Genomic DNA, 22,610 nt, shown 5'->3' on the forward strand with positions numbered 1-22,610 from the left:
GGGGGTTAGGGGGCTTAATATTTATATTCCTTTATCACCTCTACCGCGTACTTTACATTATCAAATGGGATATCGGGCATAATGCCATGGCCCAGGTTAAATATAAAACCCTCCTGCCCGCGCATGCGCTCGAAAAGGCGGTGGATGCGTTCTTTAATTACTGTTTTATCGGCGTACAAAATATGCGGATCAAGGTTACCCTGTACGGCAATGCCTTTTGGCAAGCGGTTTTTGATATCCAGCAGATCAACATTCCAGTCGATAGATATTACATCCGGCTTAGCCTCGGCCATTAGCGGCGCAAATACCGAGCTGCCCTTACAGAACGATATCACAGGAATATCCTTCCTGTTCAGTTTACTGATGATCTCTACAATATAGCGGTGCGAAAACTCTTTGTAATCATCCCATGACAAGGCCTGTGCCCAACTGTCGAATATCTGTACGGCGTTTACACCTGCGGCAATCTGCAGGTTTAGGTAATCGGCAGTAACGGTAGCTATTTTTGATAGTAACTGGTGCGCCATTTCCGGGTGGTTATGCAGCATCAGTTTGGTCAGCTTAAAATCTTTTGACGATCCGCCCTCTACCAGATAGCTCATTACCGTAAAAGGTGCACCAGCGAAACCAATTAGCGGTATGCTGCCATTTAAGCGCTGCTGTATAACTTTTATAGCATCAGCCACATATTGCAGTCTGTCGCCAACATCTGTCTGTAAAGCATCTATATCAGCCTGTGTGCGCACGGGGTTGGCAAATTTGGGGCCAATGCCCTGCGTAAAGCTTAAATCGCCCCCCATGGCTTCGCCGGTAACCAATATATCCGAAAATAATATGGCGGCATCAATATCCAGCAAGTTTACCGGCAGCATGGTAACATCGGCAGCCAGCTCGGGCGTTTTGCACATCTCCAAAAAAGAGTACTTATTTTTGATCTCCCAGTACTCGGGCATAAAACGGCCTGCCTGGCGCATCATCCACACGGGCGGTCGTTCTGCTTTTTCTGAAAATGCGGCTTTTATAAATAACGAATCTTTCATTTTATGTCAGAGAGTCAAGACGCAAGAATCAAGATGCAAGACTTATTCTTGGCTCTTGATTCTTATTTCTTGCCTCTTTTTTAGTGTTTTTTAAGTTCTTGCTCTACCCGTTGGATAACATCCTTCATTTTGGCAGTTATATTGTCTTTATGTTTTTCGGTTAGTTGCAGGTATGCCCTGGCTTTTTCGTAGTTACCCTTGCGCACATTTATATTGGCCACATGCACCAGTGCTGCCACATGGTCGTTTGCACTGCGCAGCGGGTATTGTGCTGCTATTTCGTAATGCTTTTCGGCTTCGTCATACTCCTTTTTTTGCAGGCATATGCCGCCGTATATAAATTCGTAAAACCCGCGCCTGCGTTTGCTGAGCCAATCGGGCCGGCTCACTTCTTTCAGCAAGCGCTCGGCACCAAAGTAATCTTTGTTGTGAAAATGCTTTGCGGCCAGTACAATAGGCCCTTGTTTAAAGTAACCCCATACCAGTATCACAATAAACATTACAGCCACAGCAGCCAGCTGATAAACCCGCAGGTATAATATAACAGCCAGCAAAACCACAAAAAGCCCGGTAACTAAAATGCGTGCCCTTTTTGTGAACATTTATTAATGGTTATCGGTAAACTTATAGCCCACACCACGTATAGAATGGAAATAAACCGGGTTTTTAGGGTCTGGTTCAAAGTACTTACGGAATGTAAGGATGAAGTTATCAATAGTACGTGTTGATGGATAAACATCGTAATTCCAAACCGTCTCCAGTATTTGCTCGCGCGATACAGCCTCATTGCGGCGCTCTATCAGCAACTTTAGCAACATGGTTTCTTTTTTGGTAAGCGGTGTAATGCTGCCATCTTCGTTAACCAATTCAAACGAGTTAAAGTGGATGGTTTTTTCGCCTATTTTGTAGCTGTTAAACTCTTTAAGGTCATCGCCTTTAAGGCTGCGTTTTACCAGGTTGTTAACACGCAGTATCAGCTCTTCCAGGTTAAAGGGTTTGGTTAGGTAATCATCGGCACCTTTTTTAAGCCCCGATATTTTATCCTCGTTGGTGTTTTTAGCAGTCAGGAACATAATAGGCACCTCCGAGTTTTCTAACCTGATGGTTTCGGCAACTACAAAGCCATCAATCTCGGGCATCATTACATCCAGTATTACCAGGTTAAAGCGCTCCTCTTTAAAAATTTGCAGGGCCTTTTTACCATTATTGGCTGTAGAAACTTTATAACCTTCCAGTTCAAGGTTTAATTTGATGGCCTCTAACAAATGGTCTTCGTCTTCGGCTAATAAAATTCTTTTTTTGGACATGATCTATAAATTTAGGTTAATGCAAAAACAACTTCAAAAACACTACCTGCAGGGCGGTTGTCTTTAACTTTTATACTGGCCTGGTGTTTATCCAGCACCTCTTTTACAATGTACAAACCAAGGCCTGTACCTTTTGTATTGCGTGTATCCTCGCTGCCTACACGGTAAAACTTATCAAAAATACGGCTTTTTTCGTTATCGGCTATGCCTATGCCATGGTCGGCCACCTGGAAATATATCTTGCCTTCTTTTTCAAAAAGCTTAACATCAACCGTTTCGCAGGGGCTGGAATATTTAACCGCGTTCTCTACCAAATTGGTTACTACCGATGTTAGCGCGAACTTATCGCCGGTTATCTCGATCTTTGGTTCAATTTCGGCATGTATGATCTGTTGGTTACAATCGCACTTGCTTATTTGCAGGCGGTTTACAATACTATCTACCAAAACCGAAAGGTTGAATTTTGCCTTAGGGAAGGTATATGAGCGGTTATCAATTTTTGATGCCAGCAGCATATTCTCTACCATGTCGTCCAAACGCTCTACATCAAGTAACGATTTATCTATAAAATCGAGCACTTGTGATTTGGTGAGGTCGCGCTTTTGGATGGTTTGCAGCAATATTTTGATAGATGCCAGTGGCGATTTAAGCTCGTGAGTTACAGATAGCAAAAAGTTCTTTTTTTGCTCCATCAGCTTTTTTTCTTTGTTGATGGATTTGTGCATGTAATAAGCGCCCAGCAAAAACACGACAACAAACATCGAGCCTTCGCCCATGATCATGCCTAAGCGCTTTGGCTGCAATTTGGCCAGCATGTAGCCCCACCACATCAGCTCCGCAACGGCGTAAATGATAATAGCATAAAATATAACCAGTGACTTCTTCATTATTATGGGTTTGCATTAAGCTGTTTGCAGTCGGCAATAATTGCTATCAATAGATGGCTAACCGCTAACTATAAACTGCTAACTAATTAAATACTATGTCCAGACTATCAAATATAGCTGATTTTGTTGTTTCTAAATCGGCATTTGTGTGGGCGGCAGATATAAAGCCTACCTCATAGCCCGATGGGCCTAAATAAATGCCCCTATTTATCAGCTCGCGGTGCATCAGCTTAAATTTTTCCATGCTTTTAGGGTCAATTTCTTCCGCGGTGGCAATGCTGTCATTATCTGTAAAGGCAAACCAAAATATCGAGCCGATGGTAAACACCTTAAATGCATAGCCACGCTGTGCTGCAAAATGCTGTATATCGTTTACAAAACCTGCTGTTTTAGCATGCAGTTCATCGTAAAAACCGGGTTTTAACAATTCGCTTACCTGCGCTATACCCGCTGCCATAGCTACCGGGTTGCCCGATAATGTGCCCGCCTGGTAAACCGATCCAACAGGCGATATATGATCCATCACCCCGGCCGATGCCCCATAGGCGCCAACCGGTAAACCACCACCTATTATTTTACCATAAGTAATAATATCGGGCTGTATGCCATAGTAACCGGCCGCCCCTTCAAAACCTACGCGGAAACCCGATATCACCTCGTCAAATATCAGCAGCGTACCATTTTGGGTACAAAGTTCACGCAGATATTCTAAATATTCTTTGGTTTGCAACAACAAGCCGTTATTAGCCGGTACAGGCTCGATGATGACTGCCGCTATCTGCCCTCCAAACTCATTAAAGGCCTCCTCAAGGGCTTTTATATCATTTAACGATACCACTATAGTTTCGTCGGCAAAAGCCTTTGGCACGCCCGCAGATGAGGTTTCGCCAAAGGTTACTAAACCCGAGCCCGCCTTTACCAGCAAGCTATCTGAATGGCCATGGTAGCAGCCTTCAAATTTTAAAACTTTATCTCGTTTGGTATAGCCCCTTGCCAGCCTTATGGCCGACATTACCGCCTCGGTACCCGAGCTTACAAAACGTATTTTTTGAATGAATTTATTGTTACCCAATATCAGTTCGGCCAATTCATTTTCCAGTGCTGTTGGTGCACCAAACGACATGCCATTTTGCATCACCTCGGTTACCTTGTTGCGTACCGCGGGGTGGTTATGCCCTAAAATAAGCGGCCCCCACGAGCAGCAAAAATCTATAAACTCGTTACCATCAGCATCCCAAATATGGCTGCCATCACCCTTTTCAATAAACAGCGGCGTGCCGTAAACAGATTTAAAGGCACGCACCGGCGAGTTTACCCCACCCGGAAAGTACGTTTTGGCTTTTTCGTATAATGCTGCAGATTTTACTCTGCTGATATCAGGTACTTGTGTCATTTGTCTTTATTCTTTATCCTGCCGTCATTGCGAGGCACAAAGCAATCTCCCTTTAAGCATATCGGTTATGCATAGTTTTGAGATTGCTTCGTACCTCGCAATGACGCTTTATTAGCTTAAGCTTGCTTACAACCACTTATTCAATAACACTTCTTTAGCGTGATAAGTCAATATCGCGTTTGCCCCTGCCCTGCGTATGCTGGTAAGCACCTCGGTAATGGCGCGCTGCTCGTTTAACCAGCCTTTTTGTATGGCTGCCTTTATCATGGCATACTCACCGCTTACATTGTAGGCCGCTACGGGTAGCTGGGTATTATCCTTTATCAGTTTTATTACATCAAGGTAAGGCAATGCCGGTTTTACCATTAAAAAGTCCGCGCCTTCAATTTCGTCTAACCTGGCCTCAATTAAAGCTTCGCTTTGGTTGGCGGGGTTCATCTGGTAAGTTTTTTTATCGCCGAACTTAGGGGCCGAGTTTAAGGCATCCCTAAACGGGCCATAAAAGGCACTGGCATATTTGGCCGAGTACGACATGATAGATACACCGCTAAAGCCATTATCATCTAACACCTTGCGTATATAGCCCACCCTGCCATCCATCATATCTGATGGGGCAATAATATCGGCACCGCTACGGGCATGGGCCAGTGCCATTTTCCCCAATATCTCCAGTGTCTCGTCGTTCAGTATTTCGCCATTCTCTACAACGCCGTCGTGTCCGTCGCTGCTGTAGGGGTCCATGGCTACATCGGTTATTACACAAGCTTCAGGGAATTCCTTTTTTACGGCACGTATGGCACGCAGGTACAGGCTTTCGTCGCGATAGCTTTCGGTAGCGTATTTATCTTTTAAGGCTTCATCGATATTAGGGAAAAGATCAAACGAATTTAACCCCAGTTTAAGACAGCTCTCTACCTCGCGCAGCAAATTATCTACAGAGTATCGGTAAATGCCCGGCATTGATGCCACTTCGCTCTTTTGGTTATCGCCATCGATAATGAATAAAGGAAATATCAGGTTTGCCGCACTCACATGCGTTTCCTGCACCATTTGGCGTATCACTTCACTTTTCCGGTTTCTTCTTGGTCGTTGTAACATGTTTTAGTTCATTAGTTCACTGGTTCATCGGTTTATTAGTTTAAAGCGGGCTATAAAAGCGACACCAATGAACTAATGAGCAAATGAACCAATGAACGTCTATAGTCCAAACACTGCCTCTGCTAATCCCACCTCATCGGGCGAGAATGGCAGGGTATATTTAACACCCATTTCATCAAATTTGCTACCTGTTGATTTACCAATGGCAACAACCTTTTGGTTGGGTTCTAACAAATTATCTGCAAAATAAGCCTCTACGTTTGATGGGCTGGTGAACACCACCACATCCGCACCTGTTGGCTCTACATCCTCTTCCAGTACGGTCTCGTAAACCGACAGGTCGATGATCTTCGTATCGGCCGATAAGCCTTTTTGTATACTGCGCATTGAACCTTCGGCACCGGGGAAACAAACTGTTTTACCATTGGCCAGGGCCGCAAATTCGGCAGCTACTTCAGCAGTATCAACGCCTTCGCCCACGTAATTGGTAAAGTAGCCTTTACGGCGCAGCATTTCTTCAGATCCGCTGCCCATCACGCCAAACTTTACGTTTTTAGAAAATTGAGGGTTCAGTTTAAAAAAGTACTCTACCGCGTTTTTGCTCGAGAAAAATATCCAATCGACATTACGCAGTATATAAGAGTCTAATTTGGTAATAACAGGCACGGTGCGTATCAACGAGCGTGCCTCTATGGTAATATTATGCTTTTCGAGCGCTTTGCGGAAGTAGCTTTGCTCAGATAATTCGCGGGTTATAAATACGCTTTGCGGATACTTACGGGCCTTATCAAATTTAGCCACTACCTTTTGGGCCATGCCTTCGGTAGTCTCGGCTTCTATAAACAGCCTGTCTGGGAATTGATCACCCTCATCGGCCTTTGAGGTAAACACCTGGAACTTGCCATCATCCTTACGGCAATAGCAGCCCAATGGCAAGTGGCATCCACCGCCAAACAGTTTTAGCACGGTACGTTCTACCGCTAATTCCTCGGCAACATCCGGGTGGTTTAAGGCCTGTAAGGCTTCAAACAATTCGGTATTGTTTTCCTGTATCTGTATAGCCAATACGCCCTGTGCAGGCGCAGGTATCAATTCGTTTGGTGTAAGTACTTCTACGTGCAGGTCGCTCAAATCTAACCCTAAACGGCTTACACCAGCTTTGGCTATCATAATAGCGTCGTAATTCTCGTCGCGTAGTTTATTGATGCGGGTAGGCACATTACCGCGCAGGTCCTGTATCTCCAGGTCGGGGCGGTAGGCCAACAGCTGCGCCTTACGCCTGTTAGATGATGTACCCACAATAGCGCCATATTTTAAGGATAGCTTTTGGTGCACATCCACGCAATCTTTCAATATCAGTAATAACTCAGATGGGTCTTCCCTTTCAGATACAGCTGCTATGATCAGTCCCGGCGGGTTCTCGGTAGGCAGGTCTTTATGCGAATGTACGGCAAGGTCAATGGTACCCGCCAGCAATTCTTCCTCCAGCTCTTTTGTAAAAAAGCCCTTTCCTTCCAGTTTATCAAAACTTAGGTTAAGTATCCGGTCGCCTTGTGTTTTTATAATTTTTAGTTCGGCGGTAATACCAATGTTTGCCAGGCTATCCTTTACAAAGTTAGCCTGCCATAAGGCTAATTCGCTGCCACGCGTTCCTATAATTACTGTTCTATCCAAAGGGGTATGAGTTTACACTGCAAATTTAATTTTTTATGCTGATGATAGTAACATCAATAAATCTAATTGCAACTAAATGACCTAATGAACTTGCATAATTAAAAAAAGAGATGCTGCCGCGAGTTTAGCGCAGCGTAACTCGTGGTGTAGCATAGCTAAAGCTTTCAGCTTTACTACCAATTTACTAATTTACCGCAATGAGCCGTAACTATAAATTCCACGACCAGCAACGCCCTTATTTTGTAACATTCTCTGTAGTAAGATGGATAGATGTATTTACCAGGCGTGAATACAAAGACATACTTATTGATAGCCTAAAATATTGTATTGAACATAAAGGCCTGCAATTATACGCATGGGTTATTATGAGCAACCACGTACACCTGACAATTGGCACTAATAATAAACCAATGCAAGATATTTTAAGAGATATAAAAAGGCATACTTCAAAGCAAGTTACAAAAGCAATTAGTGAGAATACCCAAGAAAGCAGGCGGGAATGGATACTATGGTTTTTTGAGCGGGAAGGCAAAGGGAACCCTAATAACGAACAATATCAATTTTGGCAGCAGGGAAGTCATCCTATTGAGCTATGGAGCAACGATGTTATAGACCAAAAATTGGATTACATCCATAACAATCCGGTAAAAGCTGGATGGGTTGATGAGCCCGAACATTACCTATACAGCAGCGCACGTGATTACGCGGATGGTAAGGGATTGCTGGATGTTTTATTATTGATTTAGTGTAATGTAAGCTGAAAGCTTACCTTGTGCTTTACCACGAGTTACGCTATGCTAAACTCGCGGCAGCTATTAGGGGAAGTACGCTTGCGCCTAATTATTATTGATCAATATATCCTTTGCCATTATCATGGGCACGCTGATATATTTTTTCTCCATGTAGTTCATCACCTTTTCAAGTATCTCACGCGATTCTTTATCAAGGCTTTGCACTTCATCGGCAAATACGGTATTTACTGCGTTGTTGCGTATCTCTTTTATCTTTTCGGGCACCTGGCGCATCGCCAGTTCAATTTTGCGCTGTTTAAGCATCACCAAAAACTCGGCAATATTTTGCTCTATAATGGTTTCGGCATGTACCAATTCCTGGTAGCGCTCCTGCAGGTTCTTTTTAGCTATTTCGTTAAGCGAGTGTACCTCAATAAAGTTTACCTCAAATTGCTCCAATACTTCGGGTGCGGTATCGTTTGGTATAGCCAGATCCACAATAGTTTTGCGATCGGTTTCGCCGTTTAATAAGGAGGTGTAAATTTCGGGAGTAATAATAGGTTCTGTTGCCGATGTACAGGTAATAATAGCATCGAAACCTTTTTTGTAATTTTTAAGCTCGGCAAGTTCAAAAGCTTCTCCGCCTAAATCGCCTGCCAATTGTTGCGCCTTTGATATAGTGCGGTTAAATACCGAAAAGTTAGAAAACTTATGCTTTTGCAGATATTTAGATATATTCTTGTTGGTTTCGCCTGCACCAATTATAAGGATGCGGGCGTTTGAACATAACTTAAGGTCCTTTAATTTACGATAGGCTAATGACACTACCGAAATAGGATTTTTTGAAATATTGGTATGAGTATAAACCTCTTTAGCGGTTTTTACTACGCAATCCATCACCACGCGCAGGCAATCGCCGGTTAAGCCCGCCTGGCGGCCATCTTCGTAAGCTTTACGCAATTGGGCTAAAATTTCTTTTTCGCCAACTATCAGGCTTTCTAAGGAGCATGAGGTGCGCAGCAAATGATTCATAGCATCCTGCCCGCTGTATATAGATGCAGCGTTTAAAAAAATATCGGTGGAGTGCGAGCAAAGGCCAATTTCTAAAGCCTGTATAAAGCGATGTGCAAATTCTTTATCAACTGTTTGCTGGGTCGACATAACAAATTCAACCCGGTTACATGTAGCCAAATAAAATATTTCCGAGATACCAAAATTGGCTTTCACCTCACGAAGCTTATCAGTCAGATTTTCCTGGCAAATTACCAATCTCCCTAATTCCTTCAGCTCAATCTGTTTATGCGTAAAAGCTATTACCTTTAAATACTTCAAAGCAGTTTTTAATTTGACCCAACAAAAATAAGATACCAAACAGCATGCAATGTCAAGGCTTTGTCAAACAGGCGCATTTAGAATGATTATAAATAATGATAAAAATTGAATTAATAGCTCTGTTTGTTAGCAAAATATCGTTTTTATAAGCAAATATTCAACATAAAATGCAAATATTAAAAAAGATAAGCTTAGTGACTATAGTCATTTTATACTTTTTAGCCGGATTAAACCATTTTATACATCCTACAGGTTACGTTAACATCATTCCGCATTATTTGCCCTATGTTGCTATATTAAACATATTGGCAGGCATTGCCGAAATATTGTTTGCCCTTTTGCTGATACGCTCAAAAACGCGTAAGGTTGCCGCATGGGGCATAATTTTAATGCTTATCGCTTTTTTACCCGTGCATATTACCATGCTTGCCAACGCACCTTTTAAATTGGGCAATTTGCTGGTTACACCAACCATAGCCTGGGCCAGGCTGGCATTACAACCGGTATTAATGCTGTGGGCGTGGTGGCATAGAAAGTAGCGGCAAGTTTAGTATAAGTGCAAGTTAAATTTCTATTCAAAAAACTTGATACTTACATTAAATATTTGCTACTTGGTACTATTACAAACATTTATAAAAAATACGGGTTACAGGAAAATGGATCTGCAAAGTATTGAATTACGCACGCTGGAAGTACAGGATTACCAGGAGTTGAAAAAATCGATGAAATCGGCTTACCTGGATATGGAAGACGACCATTGGGACGCCGGATCGATAAAAAAACTGATAAAACTTTTCCCCGAAGGGCAGGTTTGCGTTGCCGTTAACGGCGAAGTAGTAGGCTGCGCACTAGCCATTATTGTTGATTATAAAAAATTTGGCGATAGCCATACCTATAAGCAAATAACCGGTAGCGGCACCTTTAAAACACACGACGAAAATGGCGATACGCTTTATGGTATCGAGATATTTGTACATCCTAAGTATCGCGGCCTAAGGCTGGCACGCCGCCTATACGAGGCCCGCAAGGCGCTTTGCGAAAAGCTGAATCTAAAAAGCATTATAGCAGGTGGCCGTATACCCAACTATCAAAAATACCAAAATGACCTTACCCCAAGGCAGTATATAGATAAAGTAAAGTATAAAGAAATATACGACCCTACCCTGTCTTTCCAGTTAGCTAACGATTTTCACGTGCGTAAAATACTGCGCAATTACCTGCCCGAGGATGCCCGCTCAAAGGGTTTTGCTACGTTGATAGAGTGGAACAATGTATACTACGAAGAGGTAAGCACATCCATCAATAATAAAACTGTGGTGCGCATTGGTTTGGTGCAATGGCAAATGAGGCCATACAATAATATAAGCGAGCTAATGAAGCATGCCGAGTATTTTGTGGATGCCGTGAGCGATTACCAGTCGGATTTTATACTATTCCCCGAGTTGTTTAATACGCCCCTAATGGCCGAGTATAACCATATGGATGCAGCAAAGGCCATGCGCGAGCTGGCCAAATACACCGGGCCCATTACCGAAGCGTTTGCCAAGCTGGCGGTATCGTACAACGTAAACATTATTGCAGGCAGTATGCCAAAGATAATTGACGATTCGTTGTACAACGTCTCTTTTCTTTTCAGGCGCAATGGCAGCATGGAAGAAACCATAAAAATACACCCCACGCCTTCCGAAATAAGCTCGTGGGGTATGCGCGGCGGTAGCGATGTCAGGGTTTTTGATACGGATGCCGGGCGCATTGGTATTTTAATATGTTACGATGTAGAGTTTCCGGAACTATCGCGCATACTGGCCAGCCAGGATATGGATATATTGTTTGTACCCTTTTTAACCGATACCCAAAATGGTTATAACCGGGTTAAGTTTTGCGCGCAGGCCCGCGCTGTCGAGAATGAGTGTTATGTGGCCATTGCGGGCTGTGTAGGTAATTTACCTAATGTAAATAATATGGATATCTCTTACGCGCAATCGGCAGTGTTTACGCCCTCAGACTTTGGTTTTCCGATGAATGGCGTACAATCAGAAGCTACGCCAAACAGCGAAATGATAGTAATTGCAGATGTGGACCTATCAGTTTTAAGCGCCCTGCACGAGTATGGTAGCGTACAAAACTTAAAAGACCGCCGCACCGATCTGTATGGTATCATGTTTAATGGGAAGAAAGTTTAATATCAATTGATACATTTTGTGTATAATTGATAGTAATGAAGTTTTATACTATTGAGCCTAAACCGCATATTAAATTAAGGATTATTGCCACATTGATAGATTATGGCATTTACTTTATCTTTTTATTTATATTTCTATATGTATTTGACGAGGACCCACAGGAAGGTAAAATGCAAGTAACAGGGTCGCTCACCCTTGTACTTCCTATTGTTTGGTTTTTGTACTTTGTGATATTAGAATCAGCTAATCAGGCCACTCCAGGGCACGATATAGTTAAATTAAAAGTATATACTTTAGATGGTCGTAAACCAACATTCTCCGCTTGTTTAAAACGTCGATTGTTAGACCCTTTCGATATATTCATGTATGGCATTCCTGCTTTAGTTTGCATTTCAAAAACAGCCAGACACCAAAGGTTGGGCGATTTGTGGGCAGATACCATCATTGCAAAAAACAATGATATAACTGAGAAAGACGTTATATTTTAACCATGATCGCTAAGCAACATTATTCCATCCCCGGTGCAAAAGGCCGCGGTATGGCCGCCGATATCACCTTTGATACCCTTAACCCTTATGCGCCGCTTGTGGTATTTGCACATGGCATACGTGGTTTTAAAGATTGGGGAGCGCACGACATGGTGGCCAGGCACTTTACCCAAAATGGTTTCCGTTTTCTAAAATTCAACTTTTCGCACAACGGTACTACGGCCGAAAAACCTACCGAATTTGCCGACCTGATAGCCTTTGGCGACAACACCTTTTCTATTGAGCTTGACGACTTGAAGTCGGTTATCGATTTTGCCTGCAGCGGCTCGGCCATTCCGGCGGTTAAAAGCATATACCTTATTGGCCATAGCATGGGCGGCGGTATCAGCATCATTAAAACAGCCGAAGACACGCGTATTAAAAAACTGGTTACGATGGCTGCTATATCCGGCTTTCATAACCTATGGCCCAAACAGGCCGAAGAGCAGTGGCGGCTACAGGGTGTAATGTATATGGTAAATTCGCGTACAGGCCAAAATATGCCCTATAAAGCTGCCTTGTTGGACGATCTATACACGCATCCACTACGCTTAAACATACCGCTTAAAGCAGCCGAAATAACACAACCCTGGTTAATTATACATGGCGATGCCGATACCAGTGTTCCGCTAAGCCATGCCGAAGCGCTACACAAGGCCCAGCCCAACGCGGAGTTAATGGTGATTGCAGGAGCCGACCATACATTTAACGCGGTACACCCATACTTACAACCCAACCTGCCTGCCCAGCTTTTAGCCTTTTGTGATGCTACGATCGCCTTTTTCAAAAAATAAAATTGTTTAAACATCTGTAATGAAAGTTTTACCGTATTGTGGTATATAATAGATAAACAAGTTTTATAATTGCTATATGAGTTTAGCCGGAGCCAAAAAAAATGGAAACAAGTTTTTAAACCCAATACCTACAGACGAAGCCGGTTTCGATAAAATGGTTCCTATTTTAAAGGAATACTATAGTAATAAAGCCGAAAACACGCCTAAAAAAACTTTAGGCCCGTTTAAAACCGATAGCAGTATCTACCAAAAAGACCCTGCAAGCGGTTTACGCATTACATGGATAGGGCATTCGAGTTTATTAATAGAAATTGACGGCATACGCATTTTAACCGACCCTGTTTGGGGCGAGCGTGCTTCATTCTCCTCCTTTTTTGGCCCTAAACGCTTTTTTAAGGCCCCGCTGCCATCAGATGAAATTCCTGAACTTGACCTGGTGATCATATCGCACGATCATTACGATCACCTGGATAAAAGCACCATGAAATTTTTTGCAGGTAAAACCATCCCCTTTATTTGTCCATTAGGGGTTGGCGATATTCTGCAGGACTTTGGTATTGTGAGAAATTATATCCACGAAGTAGACTGGGGCGATAGCGTAATGATAGGCGATTGCAATATTACCTCTACCCCATCAAGGCATTTTTCGGGCAGGGGGATAGTTAACCGTAATACTACGCTATGGTCGTCCTTTGTAATTAAAGGGCCGGATCATAACATATATTTTGGTGCCGATTCGGGCTGGTTTCCGGGTTTTAAGGAAATAGGCGATGCCTTTGGTCCGTTTGACCTAACCATGCTGGAGGTTGGCGCTTATGGCCAGCACTGGGCAGATATCCATATGGGTCCCGATAATGCTACAACGCGCATATAGCCCTTAAGGGCCAAATAATGATGCCTATACACTGGGGTACATTTAACCTGGCACCCCACGCCTGGTTCGAGCCTGCCGAAAGGTTGTTAAAGTTTGCAGAAGATAAAAATATTAAGTTATTTTTACCTGAGCCGGGTCAGCCTACCGAGGTAAAAGGCCCGTATAACTCGTTATGGTGGAAACCATTCATGAGTTAATAAACTAAACGACCTAATTTACCAACCGATGAAAATAATCAAACAAGCGGCTTATACCTTAGCCATGCTAATGCTGTGTGTTAGTGCAAATGCGCAAACTGTAATTCCGCTATGGGCAAATGGTGCACCCGGCTTTGAAAGACGCCGTAACGAACCGGAGCAAGCTAAAGATTATTGGGTAAAAAACATTCACAATCCATCGGTAACGGTGTATGCCCCGCCTGCAGATAAAGCCAATGGCGCAGCTGTTATAGTTTGCCCCGGCGGCGGCCACCGCTTGCTGGTTTACAATGCAGAAGGTGTTGCACCTGCCAAGTTTTTTAATGATTTAGGCATTACCGTTTTTGTATTAAAGTACCGTTTAGGCCGCGATACCCTATCGCCCTATAAAGTTGATATACACCCTAAGCAGGATGCACAGCGTGCTTTGCGCCTGGTACGCAGCCGCGCAGCCGAGTGGGCTATTGATACTAACCGCATTGGCCTGATGGGCTTTTCGGCAGGTGGTGAGGTGGTTGATATGGTGGCATTTACAGACGGAAAAGGCGACCCAAAAGCCCCCGACCCGATAGACCACGCTACGGCCAAAGCCAACTTTATTATACAGGTTTACCCCGGCCCCGGCTTTGTGCCCCAAACTATTCCTGCTGATGCCCCACCTGCATTTCTGGTAGCAGCTAACGATGATGCCTGCTGCTCGTTACCCTTAATTCAGCTTTTACAGCGGTATCGCGAGGCTAAAGTGCCGGTAGAGATGCACATGTATGCCCGCGGCGACCATGCCTTTAACATGGGCACCAACCGCAAGCTAAAGTCCATCAATAACTGGCCACAACGCCTTGCCGACTGGCTGGAAGACAGCCACTATTTAAAACCAGAATTGAAAAAGGTGATGCATAATTAGCTGTTGCAGGTCACAGCTAAAATATTCGTTATTATTAGTTTTAATTTGGATTTATAGGTGAGATTTTTTCACTTTTTTGTTGGTGTCCAAAACCATAATTTACAAAAAAATCAGCATAAAAACAAGCGGATTTAGAGGTATATTCATTTAAGTGCGCAACAGTTGGCTTATTTTTCTTCGGATATAAAAACGTATCGCCGGTTTAATCGTTATAAATAAAAGCAGAAAACCCATGGCAAACTTTCAGGATATTATAGCTTCGGACAAACCCGTCTTAGTCGATTTTTCGGCAGAGTGGTGCGGGCCATGTAAAATGATGGCACCTATATTAAAACAAGTGAAAGACGCCCTTGGCGATAAGGTAAGCATCATCAAAATTGATATTGATAAAAACCCGCAGGCGGCCAATGCACTGCATGTGCAAAGCGTGCCTACTTTAATGATATTTAAAAACAGCGAAACTAAATGGCGCCAAAGCGGCGTAGTGCAAGCCAGTCAGCTGCAACAGATCATTCAGCAGTATATTTAATGGGTTTCAGCATGCGGTGCTTCCTTGCTATCTGCACGTTTGCGCAGGTATAACCACGATAGCAGGTACAGGCAAAGCAGGCCCAATAAAAAGCCGCCCAATACATCGGTAAACCAGTGTGCGCCCATGTAGATACGCGAGATGGGTATCATCAAAATCAACAAAGCGCTTATTGTCCCTACCATCCATCGTATAACCTTAGGGACACCCTCCAGCTGATACATCAGCACTATTAAAAAACCGAAAAACACCACATAAAATAACATATGCCCGCTTGGGAAACTTTGCTGGCTGGTTTTTATAACAATGCGCACTATGGTATCTGAAGGGCGCGGGCGGTTAATAACCGACTTGATAACCGTACTTACCAGGCCGCATAAGGTGGTAAGCAACACGTAGCCTGCTGCCTTTTTATACTTAAATAAAAACAGAATAATACTTGTAAGCCCTATCATAATCGGTGCCTCGGGCATGTAGCCGGGGCAGCTTATTAAATACATCACCTCGTCTATAAACGAGTTTTGGTGCTCCTGAATTTCGCGGCTAAACATCAAATCAATACCCGATGTTGGGTATAGATGCACCAATAAGGTAAGCACTATAAAACCAAGCGTAATTATGGTTAAGGTAAGCAGCAGTATATGCTGCCTGTATTTGTTCATCAATTATATCAGGTCTTTTAAATGTTTGTAGTTGGCTTTTACAGTGTCTATCACTTCGTCCATTCGGCCGTTTAGCATTAATTTGGTCATAGATACGGCCATACCCTTTACTTGTCCTAACTCTACCCTTGGCGGCATAGCTAATGCGTTAGGATCAGTAAATATATTAACCAAAGCAGGGCCGTTATATATAAACGCCTCGCGCAGGCCTTGCTTTAACTCATCAGGATCAGTAACAGTGATACCTTTTATACCCATTGCCTGCGCTACCAGGGCAAAATCGGGGTTATGCATATCTGTTTGCCAATCGGGCAAGCCGGCCACTTCCATCTCCAGTTTTACCATCCCTAACGAGCGGTTGTTAAACACAATTATTTTTACAGGCAGTTTATATTGTGCAATAGTTGCCAAATCGCCCATCAGCATAGATAGCCCCCCATCGCCGCATAGGGCTATTACCTGCCTGCCCGGGAATGCCAAAGCTGCGCCTATTGCCTGCGGCATGGCATTAGCCATTGAACCATGGTTAAACGAGCCTATCATTTTACGCTTACCGGTTGCGTTAATATAACGCGCGCCCCAAACGCATGACATGCCCGTATCCACTGTAAATATAGCATCATTGGTGGCTAATTCATCAATCATACTGGCTACATACTCGGGGTGTATATTTTGCTTTTTGCCGGTATCCTCAACATAGGTTTGCATGTTGCTTTTTACATGGGCGTAAAACTCCAACTGGGCTTTTAAAAAGCTTTCGTTATCCGTTTTTTGTTCAACCAATGGCAGCAATGCGGTTAGTGTATCCTTTACCGACCCACATAATCCAATATCAACCTTTGCCCTTCTGCCTATGCGTTCGGGTTTAATATCTACCTGCACTATTTTACAATCGGTAGGCATAAACGGTGTGTAAGGGAAATCCGTACCCAGTAATAGTAACAGGTCGCTTTCGTGCATGCTATGATAGGCCGAAGGCAGCCCAAGCAAACCTGTCATACCAACCTCGTTAGGGTTATTATACTGGATATCCATTTTAGAGCGAAATGAATAGGCTACAGGCGCATTTAGCTTTTGCGACAAGGCAACTACCTCGTCATGCGCATCGGCAGCTCCTATGCCGCAAAAAAGCGTTATTTTTTTATGCTGATCAATCAACGCCGCCAGTTGGTTTAGGTCATAGTCCGATGGGCGAATAACAGGCTCAGGCTTGTAGTTTTGGGTGGAGGTTAACACCTCTTCCGAATCCATACTGGTTAAATCGCCGGGTAAACCTATTACGGCTACCCCTTTGCGGTGCAATGCCGCTTGTATACCCGCCTGTAGCATGCGCGGTAATTGTTTGGCTGTATTGGCTACCTGGTTGTAATGGCTGCAATCGTCAAACAGTTTTATGGTATTGGTTTCCTGAAAATACTCGGTCCCATACTCAAAACTTGGTATAGTTGAGGCGATAGCTATAACCGGTGCCCCCGAACGGTGAGCATCATACAATCCGTTTATTAAATGCACGTGCCCGGGGCCACTGCTGCCGGCGCAGCAAGCCAAATTACCTGTTAGCTGGGCTTCGGCACCGGCTGCATAAGCACCGGCTTCTTCGTGGCGTACATGTATCCATTGTATAGTGCCCTCGCGCCTAACCGCGTCGTTCACTTCGTTTAAGCTGTCACCTGTTACAGCGTATATCCTTTTTATCCCTGCGTTTACCAGCATTGCTACCAGTTGGTCTGCTACGTTTGCCATATAAGTATGTTTATACTTACTTAACTTTATAAGTGCGAGCGGGTTTTAATTTTTAATAATTTAGCTTAAACATTAAATTTGGGGGCGAGTTGTAATTAAAATAAAGCAGCAACGTAAGGTTGCAACTATGGCGCAAAAATGATCTTGTCAATTTTTCTACAAAGCGGTAGCTCCTCCGGAGCATCGGGATGTGACTTCCGCGCTGTTGTTCCCGAAACCCTTAATAGCTTGCTAAGGGTAGCCACCTACGGGGCAAAGGTATATTCTGTGATATTATGCTACAAAGCGGTAGTTCCTACGGAACATGATGGTTTGCTATTTTTGAATAAGGCTTGATTAATAAAAAAATATCCCGTAGGCAATGTCCTTATTTAAGGAATTTGGTTAATCGGAATGCGTCGTAGACGCAAAAGGTTGGTAGAAAAGGCAATAAATAATGGCTGCATGCCGTAGGTATGCCACTTCGAGTATCGTACCTACGGCACGGTTGTTCTCTTTTGTTTTTTTCTACCAACCTTTAACTCCTATGGAGTTTCCTAACTTTCTGGCATCTCCCGCTAGGGAGTATCGCTTTGTAGCTAAACGTATACTAATAATTTGTGCCCTGTAAGGGCTACCCTTAGCAAAGCGAAAGGTGGCAGTATACCGATCACTACCATGTGAGATCCTGTATTGCCACTATAGATGTTCGGAAGACTTTTTAATTCCCTCCTTGGGGAGGGGTGCGGTAAGAAATGAGCGTAAAGGCAGGGAGGGGTTTATATAAGCGATGGGTTACATTTGCTTGAACGCCTGATTTAACCCCTACCTCCTCCTTCCCCAGGGAAGGAATCGCACATTCCCGGCACTATTTTAATCTCCGAACAGTTATGATGCTTTCACCAAAAATGTACCAAACAAAAAGCCCCGGTTAAATAACCAGGGCTTTTGTATTTTAAAAGGAGCAAAAATTACTCGCCTTTTTCAGCATTTTCTTCTTTGTCATCAGCTGCAGGAGCTTCAGTCGCAGGAGTTTCTTCTACCGCCGGAGCAGCTTCAGCAACCGGAGCCTCAGCTACAGTTTCTTCGGCTACAACAGGTGCAGCAGCAACAGGTGCAGTAGTTTCTGCCTTAGCCTTTGAAGCACCACCACGACGACGTGTTGATTTTTTCTCGGTTTTAGCAGCTACGTCTTTACCGTAAACAGTATTGTAATCAACTAATTCAATGATAGCCATTTCAGCGTTATCGCCTAAACGGTTCTCTAACTTAACAATACGTGTGTAACCACCCGGGCGGTTAGCAATTTTCTCAGCAACTTCACGGAACAGGATGTTCACAGTGTCTTTGTCTTGTAAATAGCTAAATACGGTACGGCGTGAGTGTGTTGTATCGTTTTTTGACTTAGTTAACAAAGGCTCAACATAACCACGCAGGGCTTTTGCTTTTGCCAATGTTGTTGTAATACGCTTGTGTAGTATAAGCGAAGATGCCATGTTAGCCATCATCGCTTTGCGATGGCTATCTGTACGGCCTAAATGGTTTACTTTTCTTCCGTGTCTCATTTGTTTGTTAATTTTTGCACGTGCATACCGTTGGGCGACTCATTAATCAAGCCCGCGGAATTATGCCCTCGCTTACAGTTATTATTATTATTCTTCGTCTAACTTAAATTTAGACAGGTTCATACCAAAAGATAATCCTTTTGATTTAACCAGGTCCTGAATTTCAGTTAATGATTTTTTACCAAAGTTTCTGAATTTCAGCATATCGGCAACATCGTACGATACTAAGTCGGCCAGGCTGCGGATATCGGCAGCTTTAAGGCAGTTTAGCGCACGTACAGATAAATCAAGATCAACCAATTCGGTTTTAAGGATCTTACGCATGTGTAAAATTTCCTCGTCAACTTCTTTAGTTTCTTCTTTAGCCTGTGCTTCAAGCATCATGTTCTCGTCAGAGAACAGCATGAAGTGCTGGATCAAAATTTTAGCTGCTTGTTTCAAAGCATCTTCCGGATGAATTGAACCATCGGTAGAGATATCAAGGATCAGTTTTTCGTAATCCGTTTTTTGCTCTACACGGTAGTTTTCAAGCGTATATTTTACATTTTTTATAGGCGTAAATATCGAATCGATAGCTATCACACCTACGTTTGCATCAGGATTTTTGTTTTCCTCGTTGCTGATGTAACCACGGCCTTTAGCAACTGTAAGCTCAACTTCAAGCGTTACAGATGAATCCATGTTACAAATAACTAAATCAGGGTTTAATACTGTAAAGTTGTTTGAAAACTTAGTAATATCACCTGCTTTAAAAGCATCCTGACCGTTAATGATCACAAATATTTTCTCATTATCGCCCGACTCACCTGTTTTTTTGAAACGAACTTGTTTAAAGTTCAGGATGATCTCGGTTACATCTTCAACCACACCTTTGATGGTCGAAAACTCATGCATAACACCTGATATACGTATAGATGTGATTGCATAACCTTCTAATGAAGAAAGTAAGATACGACGCAGAGCATTACCAATGGTTACACCGAAGCCTGGTTCTAACGGACGAAACTCAAACGTGCCATCAAAATCATTTGATTTCTGCATGATAACCTTGTCTGGTTTTTGAAATGCTAAAATTGCCATTTATATCTTTTGTTTATTGTTTACTAATTTGAATTGAATATAACCACGAAAATGATTGACAGAATATGCCAACCATTTTGTGGATAAGTATCGTTATTATTTTGAGTATAACTCCACAATAAGGTTTTCCTTAATGTTTTCAGGTATCTCATCACGATTTGGATAGTTAAGGAATTTGCCTGTTAATTCGGCAGCGTCCCATTCTAACCAGCTATATTTATTTACTTTACGGCCGGCTACTGAATTAGTAATGGCTTCAAGTGATTTTGATTTTTCGCGTACTGCAATAACGTCGCCTGCTTTTAATGCATATGATGCAATGTTTACAACCGAACCGTTAACAGTAATGTGCTTGTGGCCTACTAACTGGCGTGCACCCGAACGTGTAGGAGCGATACCTAAACGGTATACTGCATTATCTAAACGTGCTTCTAAAAACTTTAATAAGTTTTCGCCGGTGATACCTTCTTTAGCAGAAGCTGTGTGGAATAAGTTTTCGAACTGACGCTCTAATACACCATAAGTGTATTTAACTTTTTGTTTTTCCATTAACTGTACCGCGTACTCAGATTGCTTTCCTCTTCTTTTTGAAGCGCCGTGCATTCCGGGCGGATAGTTTTTTCTCTCTAACGCTTTATCCGGACCGAAGATCGGCTCGCGGAACCTACGCGCAATTTTTGATTTAGGGCCTGTATATCTTGCCATTTTTGTGTGTTTTAAAGTATCAAACAGCCCGCAGCTGCCGAATCTTAGCTTTAAAAATTAATTGATTAAACTCTTCTTCTTTTTGATGGACGACAACCGTTGTGCGGAAGTGGGGTAATGTCCTTAATGGTAGTTACCTCGATACCTGTTGTTTGCAGGGTACGTATTGCAGACTCGCGGCCTGAACCCGGACCTTTAACAAATACCTCAACCTTACGTAAACCTAAGTCGTAAGCTACTTTACCGCAATCGGCAGCAGCCTGACCGGCAGCATAAGGGGTGTTCTTTTTAGAACCTTTGAAACCCATTTTACCTGCAGAAGACCATGATACAGCCTGTCCGCTTTTGTTGGTAAGGGTAATAATGATGTTGTTAAAAGTAGCGTTGATGTGTGCTTCGCCAACAGGCTCAACAATAACAACACGCTTTTTGGTAACTTTTTTGCTTTTAGCCATTTTCTTAATTATTGAATTAATGAATTATTGGGTTAGTGATTAACCCGGACCCATTAACCGTTTTTTATAATTTATATTCCAAATGATATTTGAATTGAGAACAAATCTCTATTCTCCAATCACTTATCACTATTTACTATTTAGTAGCTTTCTTTTTGTTAGCAACTGTTTTACGTTTTCCTTTACGGGTACGTGAGTTGTTTTTGGTGCGCTGGCCACGTAATGGTAAACCTTTACGATGACGGGTGCCCCTGTAGCAACCAATATCCATTAAACGTTTGATGTTAAGTTGAACTTCTGAACGTAAAGCACCTTCAACCTTAATTTGATCGTTAATGATAGTACGGATAGCAGTTAACTGCTCATCTGTCCAATCCTGAACTTTAATATTAACGTCGATGCCTGCTTCAGCTAAAATGTTCTGAGCGGTTGAGCGTCCAATTCCGTAGATGTAGGTTAAACCTATCTCGCCTCTTTTATTTTTTGGTAAATCAATACCGGAGATCCTTGCCATATTTTTTGTTTGTTTTTTAACGTAATACCGAACGGCGGGCCACCGTTGTGCGGATTATTACAAATTTTTTTATTATCCCTGACGTTGTTTAAACTTCGGGTTCTTTTTGTTTATCACATAAAGTTTCCCGTTACGGCGGATGATCTTGCAATCAACGCTACGTTTTTTAATGGATGCTCTAACTTTCATCTCGTTTGTTATTTATATCTATAGGTTATTCTTCCTTTTGTTAAATCATACGGGCTCATCTCCAGTTTAACCCTGTCGCCAGGTAAAATTTTGATGTAGTGCATCCGCATTTTTCCGGATATGTGTGCAATAATCTCGTGGCCATTTTCAAGTTCAACCCTAAACATTGCGTTAGACAATGCTTCCCGAATTGTTCCGTCTTGCTCAATCGAAGATTGTTTTGCCATATTTTATTGATTATTACTTAA

Annotated in this window: 24 protein-coding genes and 1 pseudogene; 8 read left to right on the top strand and 17 right to left on the bottom strand. The window is 42.8% G+C overall.

All coding sequences use genetic code 11. The features are described from left to right. Window positions 1–14: 14 nt before the first annotated feature. The 7 genes from hemE to hemC form a co-directional block, all read right to left on the bottom strand. Window positions 15–1,040 (bottom strand): uroporphyrinogen decarboxylase, encoded by a 1,026-nt coding sequence (gene hemE, locus FFF34_017365; protein TSD63364.1) that lies wholly within the window; start codon window positions 1,038–1,040, stop codon window positions 15–17. Window positions 1,041–1,120: 80 nt separating this feature from the next. Next, a complete protein-coding gene (locus FFF34_017370) occupies window positions 1,121–1,642 on the bottom strand; it encodes a hypothetical protein (protein ID TSD63365.1) in 522 nt (173 codons plus the stop codon). 3 nt (window positions 1,643–1,645) lie between these two features. Then, complete coding sequence (locus FFF34_017375; protein ID TSD63366.1) at window positions 1,646–2,350, bottom strand: response regulator transcription factor; 705 nt, start codon at window positions 2,348–2,350, stop codon at window positions 1,646–1,648. A gap of 8 nt (window positions 2,351–2,358) precedes the next feature. Beyond that, window positions 2,359–3,234 (bottom strand): GHKL domain-containing protein, encoded by an 876-nt coding sequence (locus tag FFF34_017380; protein TSD63367.1) that lies wholly within the window; start codon window positions 3,232–3,234, stop codon window positions 2,359–2,361. An 82-nt stretch (window positions 3,235–3,316) separates the two neighbouring features. Further along, the gene (hemL, locus tag FFF34_017385) at window positions 3,317–4,627 is read right to left on the bottom strand and encodes a glutamate-1-semialdehyde-2,1-aminomutase (GenBank protein ID TSD63368.1); all 1,311 of its coding nucleotides are present in this window, start codon (window positions 4,625–4,627) and stop codon (window positions 3,317–3,319) included. Between the two features lie 126 nt (window positions 4,628–4,753). Beyond that, the gene (hemB, locus tag FFF34_017390) at window positions 4,754–5,725 is read right to left on the bottom strand and encodes a porphobilinogen synthase (protein ID TSD63369.1); all 972 of its coding nucleotides are present in this window, start codon (window positions 5,723–5,725) and stop codon (window positions 4,754–4,756) included. A gap of 99 nt (window positions 5,726–5,824) precedes the next feature. Further along, window positions 5,825–7,399 carry a hydroxymethylbilane synthase gene (gene hemC, locus FFF34_017395; protein ID TSD63370.1) on the bottom strand — a complete coding sequence of 525 codons (1,575 nt, stop codon included), beginning with the start codon at window positions 7,397–7,399 and terminating at the stop codon, window positions 5,825–5,827. Between the two features lie 197 nt (window positions 7,400–7,596). Here hemC and FFF34_017400 point away from each other — a divergent pair, with 197 nt between their 5' ends. Beyond that, the gene (locus tag FFF34_017400) at window positions 7,597–8,145 is read left to right on the top strand and encodes a transposase (protein ID TSD63371.1); all 549 of its coding nucleotides are present in this window, start codon (window positions 7,597–7,599) and stop codon (window positions 8,143–8,145) included. 90 nt (window positions 8,146–8,235) lie between these two features. Here the strand turns inward: FFF34_017400 and hemA are convergent, their stop codons facing one another. Then, window positions 8,236–9,462, bottom strand: a complete 1,227-nt coding sequence (hemA, locus tag FFF34_017405) for a glutamyl-tRNA reductase (protein TSD63372.1) — start codon at window positions 9,460–9,462, stop codon at window positions 8,236–8,238. 167 nt (window positions 9,463–9,629) lie between these two features. On the opposite strand from hemA, the gene FFF34_017410 reads away from it, so the two are divergent. From FFF34_017410 to trxA, 7 genes and pseudogenes are all read left to right on the top strand, one after another. Further along, on the top strand, window positions 9,630–10,001 hold the full coding sequence (locus tag FFF34_017410) for a DoxX family protein (protein ID TSD63373.1): 372 nt from the start codon (window positions 9,630–9,632) through the stop codon (window positions 9,999–10,001). Window positions 10,002–10,118: 117 nt separating this feature from the next. Continuing rightward, the gene (locus FFF34_017415; protein ID TSD63526.1) at window positions 10,119–11,645 is read left to right on the top strand and encodes a GNAT family N-acetyltransferase; all 1,527 of its coding nucleotides are present in this window, start codon (window positions 10,119–10,121) and stop codon (window positions 11,643–11,645) included. A gap of 35 nt (window positions 11,646–11,680) precedes the next feature. Beyond that, the gene (locus tag FFF34_017420) at window positions 11,681–12,133 is read left to right on the top strand and encodes an RDD family protein (GenBank protein ID TSD63374.1); all 453 of its coding nucleotides are present in this window, start codon (window positions 11,681–11,683) and stop codon (window positions 12,131–12,133) included. 2 nt (window positions 12,134–12,135) lie between these two features. After that, window positions 12,136–12,966 (top strand): alpha/beta hydrolase, encoded by an 831-nt coding sequence (locus FFF34_017425; protein ID TSD63375.1) that lies wholly within the window; start codon window positions 12,136–12,138, stop codon window positions 12,964–12,966. A 76-nt stretch (window positions 12,967–13,042) separates the two neighbouring features. Then, window positions 13,043–14,037: pseudogene (locus FFF34_017430) on the top strand (MBL fold metallo-hydrolase). A gap of 28 nt (window positions 14,038–14,065) precedes the next feature. Continuing rightward, window positions 14,066–14,941, top strand: coding sequence for an alpha/beta hydrolase (locus tag FFF34_017435; GenBank protein TSD63376.1), 876 nt, complete (start codon window positions 14,066–14,068; stop codon window positions 14,939–14,941). Window positions 14,942–15,173: 232 nt separating this feature from the next. Next, window positions 15,174–15,470: a thioredoxin gene (gene trxA / locus FFF34_017440; protein TSD63377.1), complete on the top strand. Its 297-nt coding sequence runs from the start codon at window positions 15,174–15,176 to the stop codon at window positions 15,468–15,470. Here the strand turns inward: trxA and FFF34_017445 are convergent. The 9 genes from FFF34_017445 to infA all read right to left on the bottom strand — a co-directional run bounded on the left by FFF34_017445 (window position 15,467) and on the right by infA (window position 22,589). Beyond that, window positions 15,467–16,132, bottom strand: coding sequence for a phosphatase PAP2 family protein (locus FFF34_017445; protein TSD63378.1), 666 nt, complete (start codon window positions 16,130–16,132; stop codon window positions 15,467–15,469). The genes trxA and FFF34_017445 overlap by 4 nt on opposite strands. Before the next feature lie 3 nt (window positions 16,133–16,135). After that, window positions 16,136–17,875 carry a ubiquinone-dependent pyruvate dehydrogenase gene (locus FFF34_017450; GenBank protein TSD63379.1) on the bottom strand — a complete coding sequence of 580 codons (1,740 nt, stop codon included), beginning with the start codon at window positions 17,873–17,875 and terminating at the stop codon, window positions 16,136–16,138. A 950-nt stretch (window positions 17,876–18,825) separates the two neighbouring features. Further along, window positions 18,826–19,419 carry a 50S ribosomal protein L17 gene (locus tag FFF34_017455; protein ID TSD63380.1) on the bottom strand — a complete coding sequence of 198 codons (594 nt, stop codon included), beginning with the start codon at window positions 19,417–19,419 and terminating at the stop codon, window positions 18,826–18,828. An 87-nt stretch (window positions 19,420–19,506) separates the two neighbouring features. Next, entirely contained in the window at window positions 19,507–20,499 is a 993-nt protein-coding gene (locus FFF34_017460) for a DNA-directed RNA polymerase subunit alpha (GenBank protein TSD63381.1), read from the bottom strand. A gap of 96 nt (window positions 20,500–20,595) precedes the next feature. After that, window positions 20,596–21,204: a 30S ribosomal protein S4 gene (rpsD, locus tag FFF34_017465; GenBank protein TSD63382.1), complete on the bottom strand. Its 609-nt coding sequence runs from the start codon at window positions 21,202–21,204 to the stop codon at window positions 20,596–20,598. A 65-nt stretch (window positions 21,205–21,269) separates the two neighbouring features. Beyond that, window positions 21,270–21,659: a 30S ribosomal protein S11 gene (rpsK, locus tag FFF34_017470; protein TSD63383.1), complete on the bottom strand. Its 390-nt coding sequence runs from the start codon at window positions 21,657–21,659 to the stop codon at window positions 21,270–21,272. A gap of 136 nt (window positions 21,660–21,795) precedes the next feature. Continuing rightward, window positions 21,796–22,173 (bottom strand): 30S ribosomal protein S13, encoded by a 378-nt coding sequence (gene rpsM / locus FFF34_017475; protein ID TSD63384.1) that lies wholly within the window; start codon window positions 22,171–22,173, stop codon window positions 21,796–21,798. Between the two features lie 72 nt (window positions 22,174–22,245). Further along, complete coding sequence (locus tag FFF34_017480; GenBank protein TSD63385.1) at window positions 22,246–22,362, bottom strand: 50S ribosomal protein L36; 117 nt, start codon at window positions 22,360–22,362, stop codon at window positions 22,246–22,248. A gap of 8 nt (window positions 22,363–22,370) precedes the next feature. Next, the gene (gene infA / locus FFF34_017485; GenBank protein ID TSD63386.1) at window positions 22,371–22,589 is read right to left on the bottom strand and encodes a translation initiation factor IF-1; all 219 of its coding nucleotides are present in this window, start codon (window positions 22,587–22,589) and stop codon (window positions 22,371–22,373) included. Between the last annotated feature and the right edge of the window lie 21 nt (window positions 22,590–22,610).

It is taken from the genome of Inquilinus sp. KBS0705, assembly GCA_005938025.2.
Lineage (GTDB): Bacteria > Bacteroidota > Bacteroidia > Sphingobacteriales > Sphingobacteriaceae > Mucilaginibacter.

Excerpts from the sequence above, each read along its gene's own strand:
- hemE (TSD63364.1), bottom strand. The coding sequence starts at position 1,040 with ATGAAAGATTCGTTATTTATAAAAGCCGCATTTTCAGAAAAAGCAGAA.
- FFF34_017370 (TSD63365.1), bottom strand. The coding sequence starts at position 1,642 with ATGTTCACAAAAAGGGCACGCATTTTAGTTACCGGGCTTTTTGTGGTT.
- FFF34_017380 (TSD63367.1), bottom strand. The coding sequence starts at position 3,234 with ATGAAGAAGTCACTGGTTATATTTTATGCTATTATCATTTACGCCGTT.
- hemL (TSD63368.1), bottom strand. The coding sequence starts at position 4,627 with ATGACACAAGTACCTGATATCAGCAGAGTAAAATCTGCAGCATTATAC.
- hemB (TSD63369.1), bottom strand. The coding sequence starts at position 5,725 with ATGTTACAACGACCAAGAAGAAACCGGAAAAGTGAAGTGATACGCCAA.
- FFF34_017400 (TSD63371.1), top strand. The coding sequence starts at position 7,597 with ATGAGCCGTAACTATAAATTCCACGACCAGCAACGCCCTTATTTTGTA.
- FFF34_017410 (TSD63373.1), top strand. The coding sequence starts at position 9,630 with ATGCAAATATTAAAAAAGATAAGCTTAGTGACTATAGTCATTTTATAC.
- FFF34_017415 (TSD63526.1), top strand. The coding sequence starts at position 10,119 with ATGGATCTGCAAAGTATTGAATTACGCACGCTGGAAGTACAGGATTAC.
- FFF34_017420 (TSD63374.1), top strand. The coding sequence starts at position 11,681 with ATGAAGTTTTATACTATTGAGCCTAAACCGCATATTAAATTAAGGATT.
- FFF34_017425 (TSD63375.1), top strand. The coding sequence starts at position 12,136 with ATGATCGCTAAGCAACATTATTCCATCCCCGGTGCAAAAGGCCGCGGT.
- FFF34_017435 (TSD63376.1), top strand. The coding sequence starts at position 14,066 with ATGAAAATAATCAAACAAGCGGCTTATACCTTAGCCATGCTAATGCTG.
- trxA (TSD63377.1), top strand. The coding sequence starts at position 15,174 with ATGGCAAACTTTCAGGATATTATAGCTTCGGACAAACCCGTCTTAGTC.
- FFF34_017445 (TSD63378.1), bottom strand. The coding sequence starts at position 16,132 with ATGAACAAATACAGGCAGCATATACTGCTGCTTACCTTAACCATAATT.
- FFF34_017450 (TSD63379.1), bottom strand. The coding sequence starts at position 17,875 with ATGGCAAACGTAGCAGACCAACTGGTAGCAATGCTGGTAAACGCAGGG.
- FFF34_017455 (TSD63380.1), bottom strand. The coding sequence starts at position 19,419 with ATGAGACACGGAAGAAAAGTAAACCATTTAGGCCGTACAGATAGCCAT.
- FFF34_017460 (TSD63381.1), bottom strand. The coding sequence starts at position 20,499 with ATGGCAATTTTAGCATTTCAAAAACCAGACAAGGTTATCATGCAGAAA.
- rpsD (TSD63382.1), bottom strand. The coding sequence starts at position 21,204 with ATGGCAAGATATACAGGCCCTAAATCAAAAATTGCGCGTAGGTTCCGC.
- rpsK (TSD63383.1), bottom strand. The coding sequence starts at position 21,659 with ATGGCTAAAAGCAAAAAAGTTACCAAAAAGCGTGTTGTTATTGTTGAG.
- rpsM (TSD63384.1), bottom strand. The coding sequence starts at position 22,173 with ATGGCAAGGATCTCCGGTATTGATTTACCAAAAAATAAAAGAGGCGAG.
- FFF34_017480 (TSD63385.1), bottom strand. The coding sequence starts at position 22,362 with ATGAAAGTTAGAGCATCCATTAAAAAACGTAGCGTTGATTGCAAGATC.
- infA (TSD63386.1), bottom strand. The coding sequence starts at position 22,589 with ATGGCAAAACAATCTTCGATTGAGCAAGACGGAACAATTCGGGAAGCA.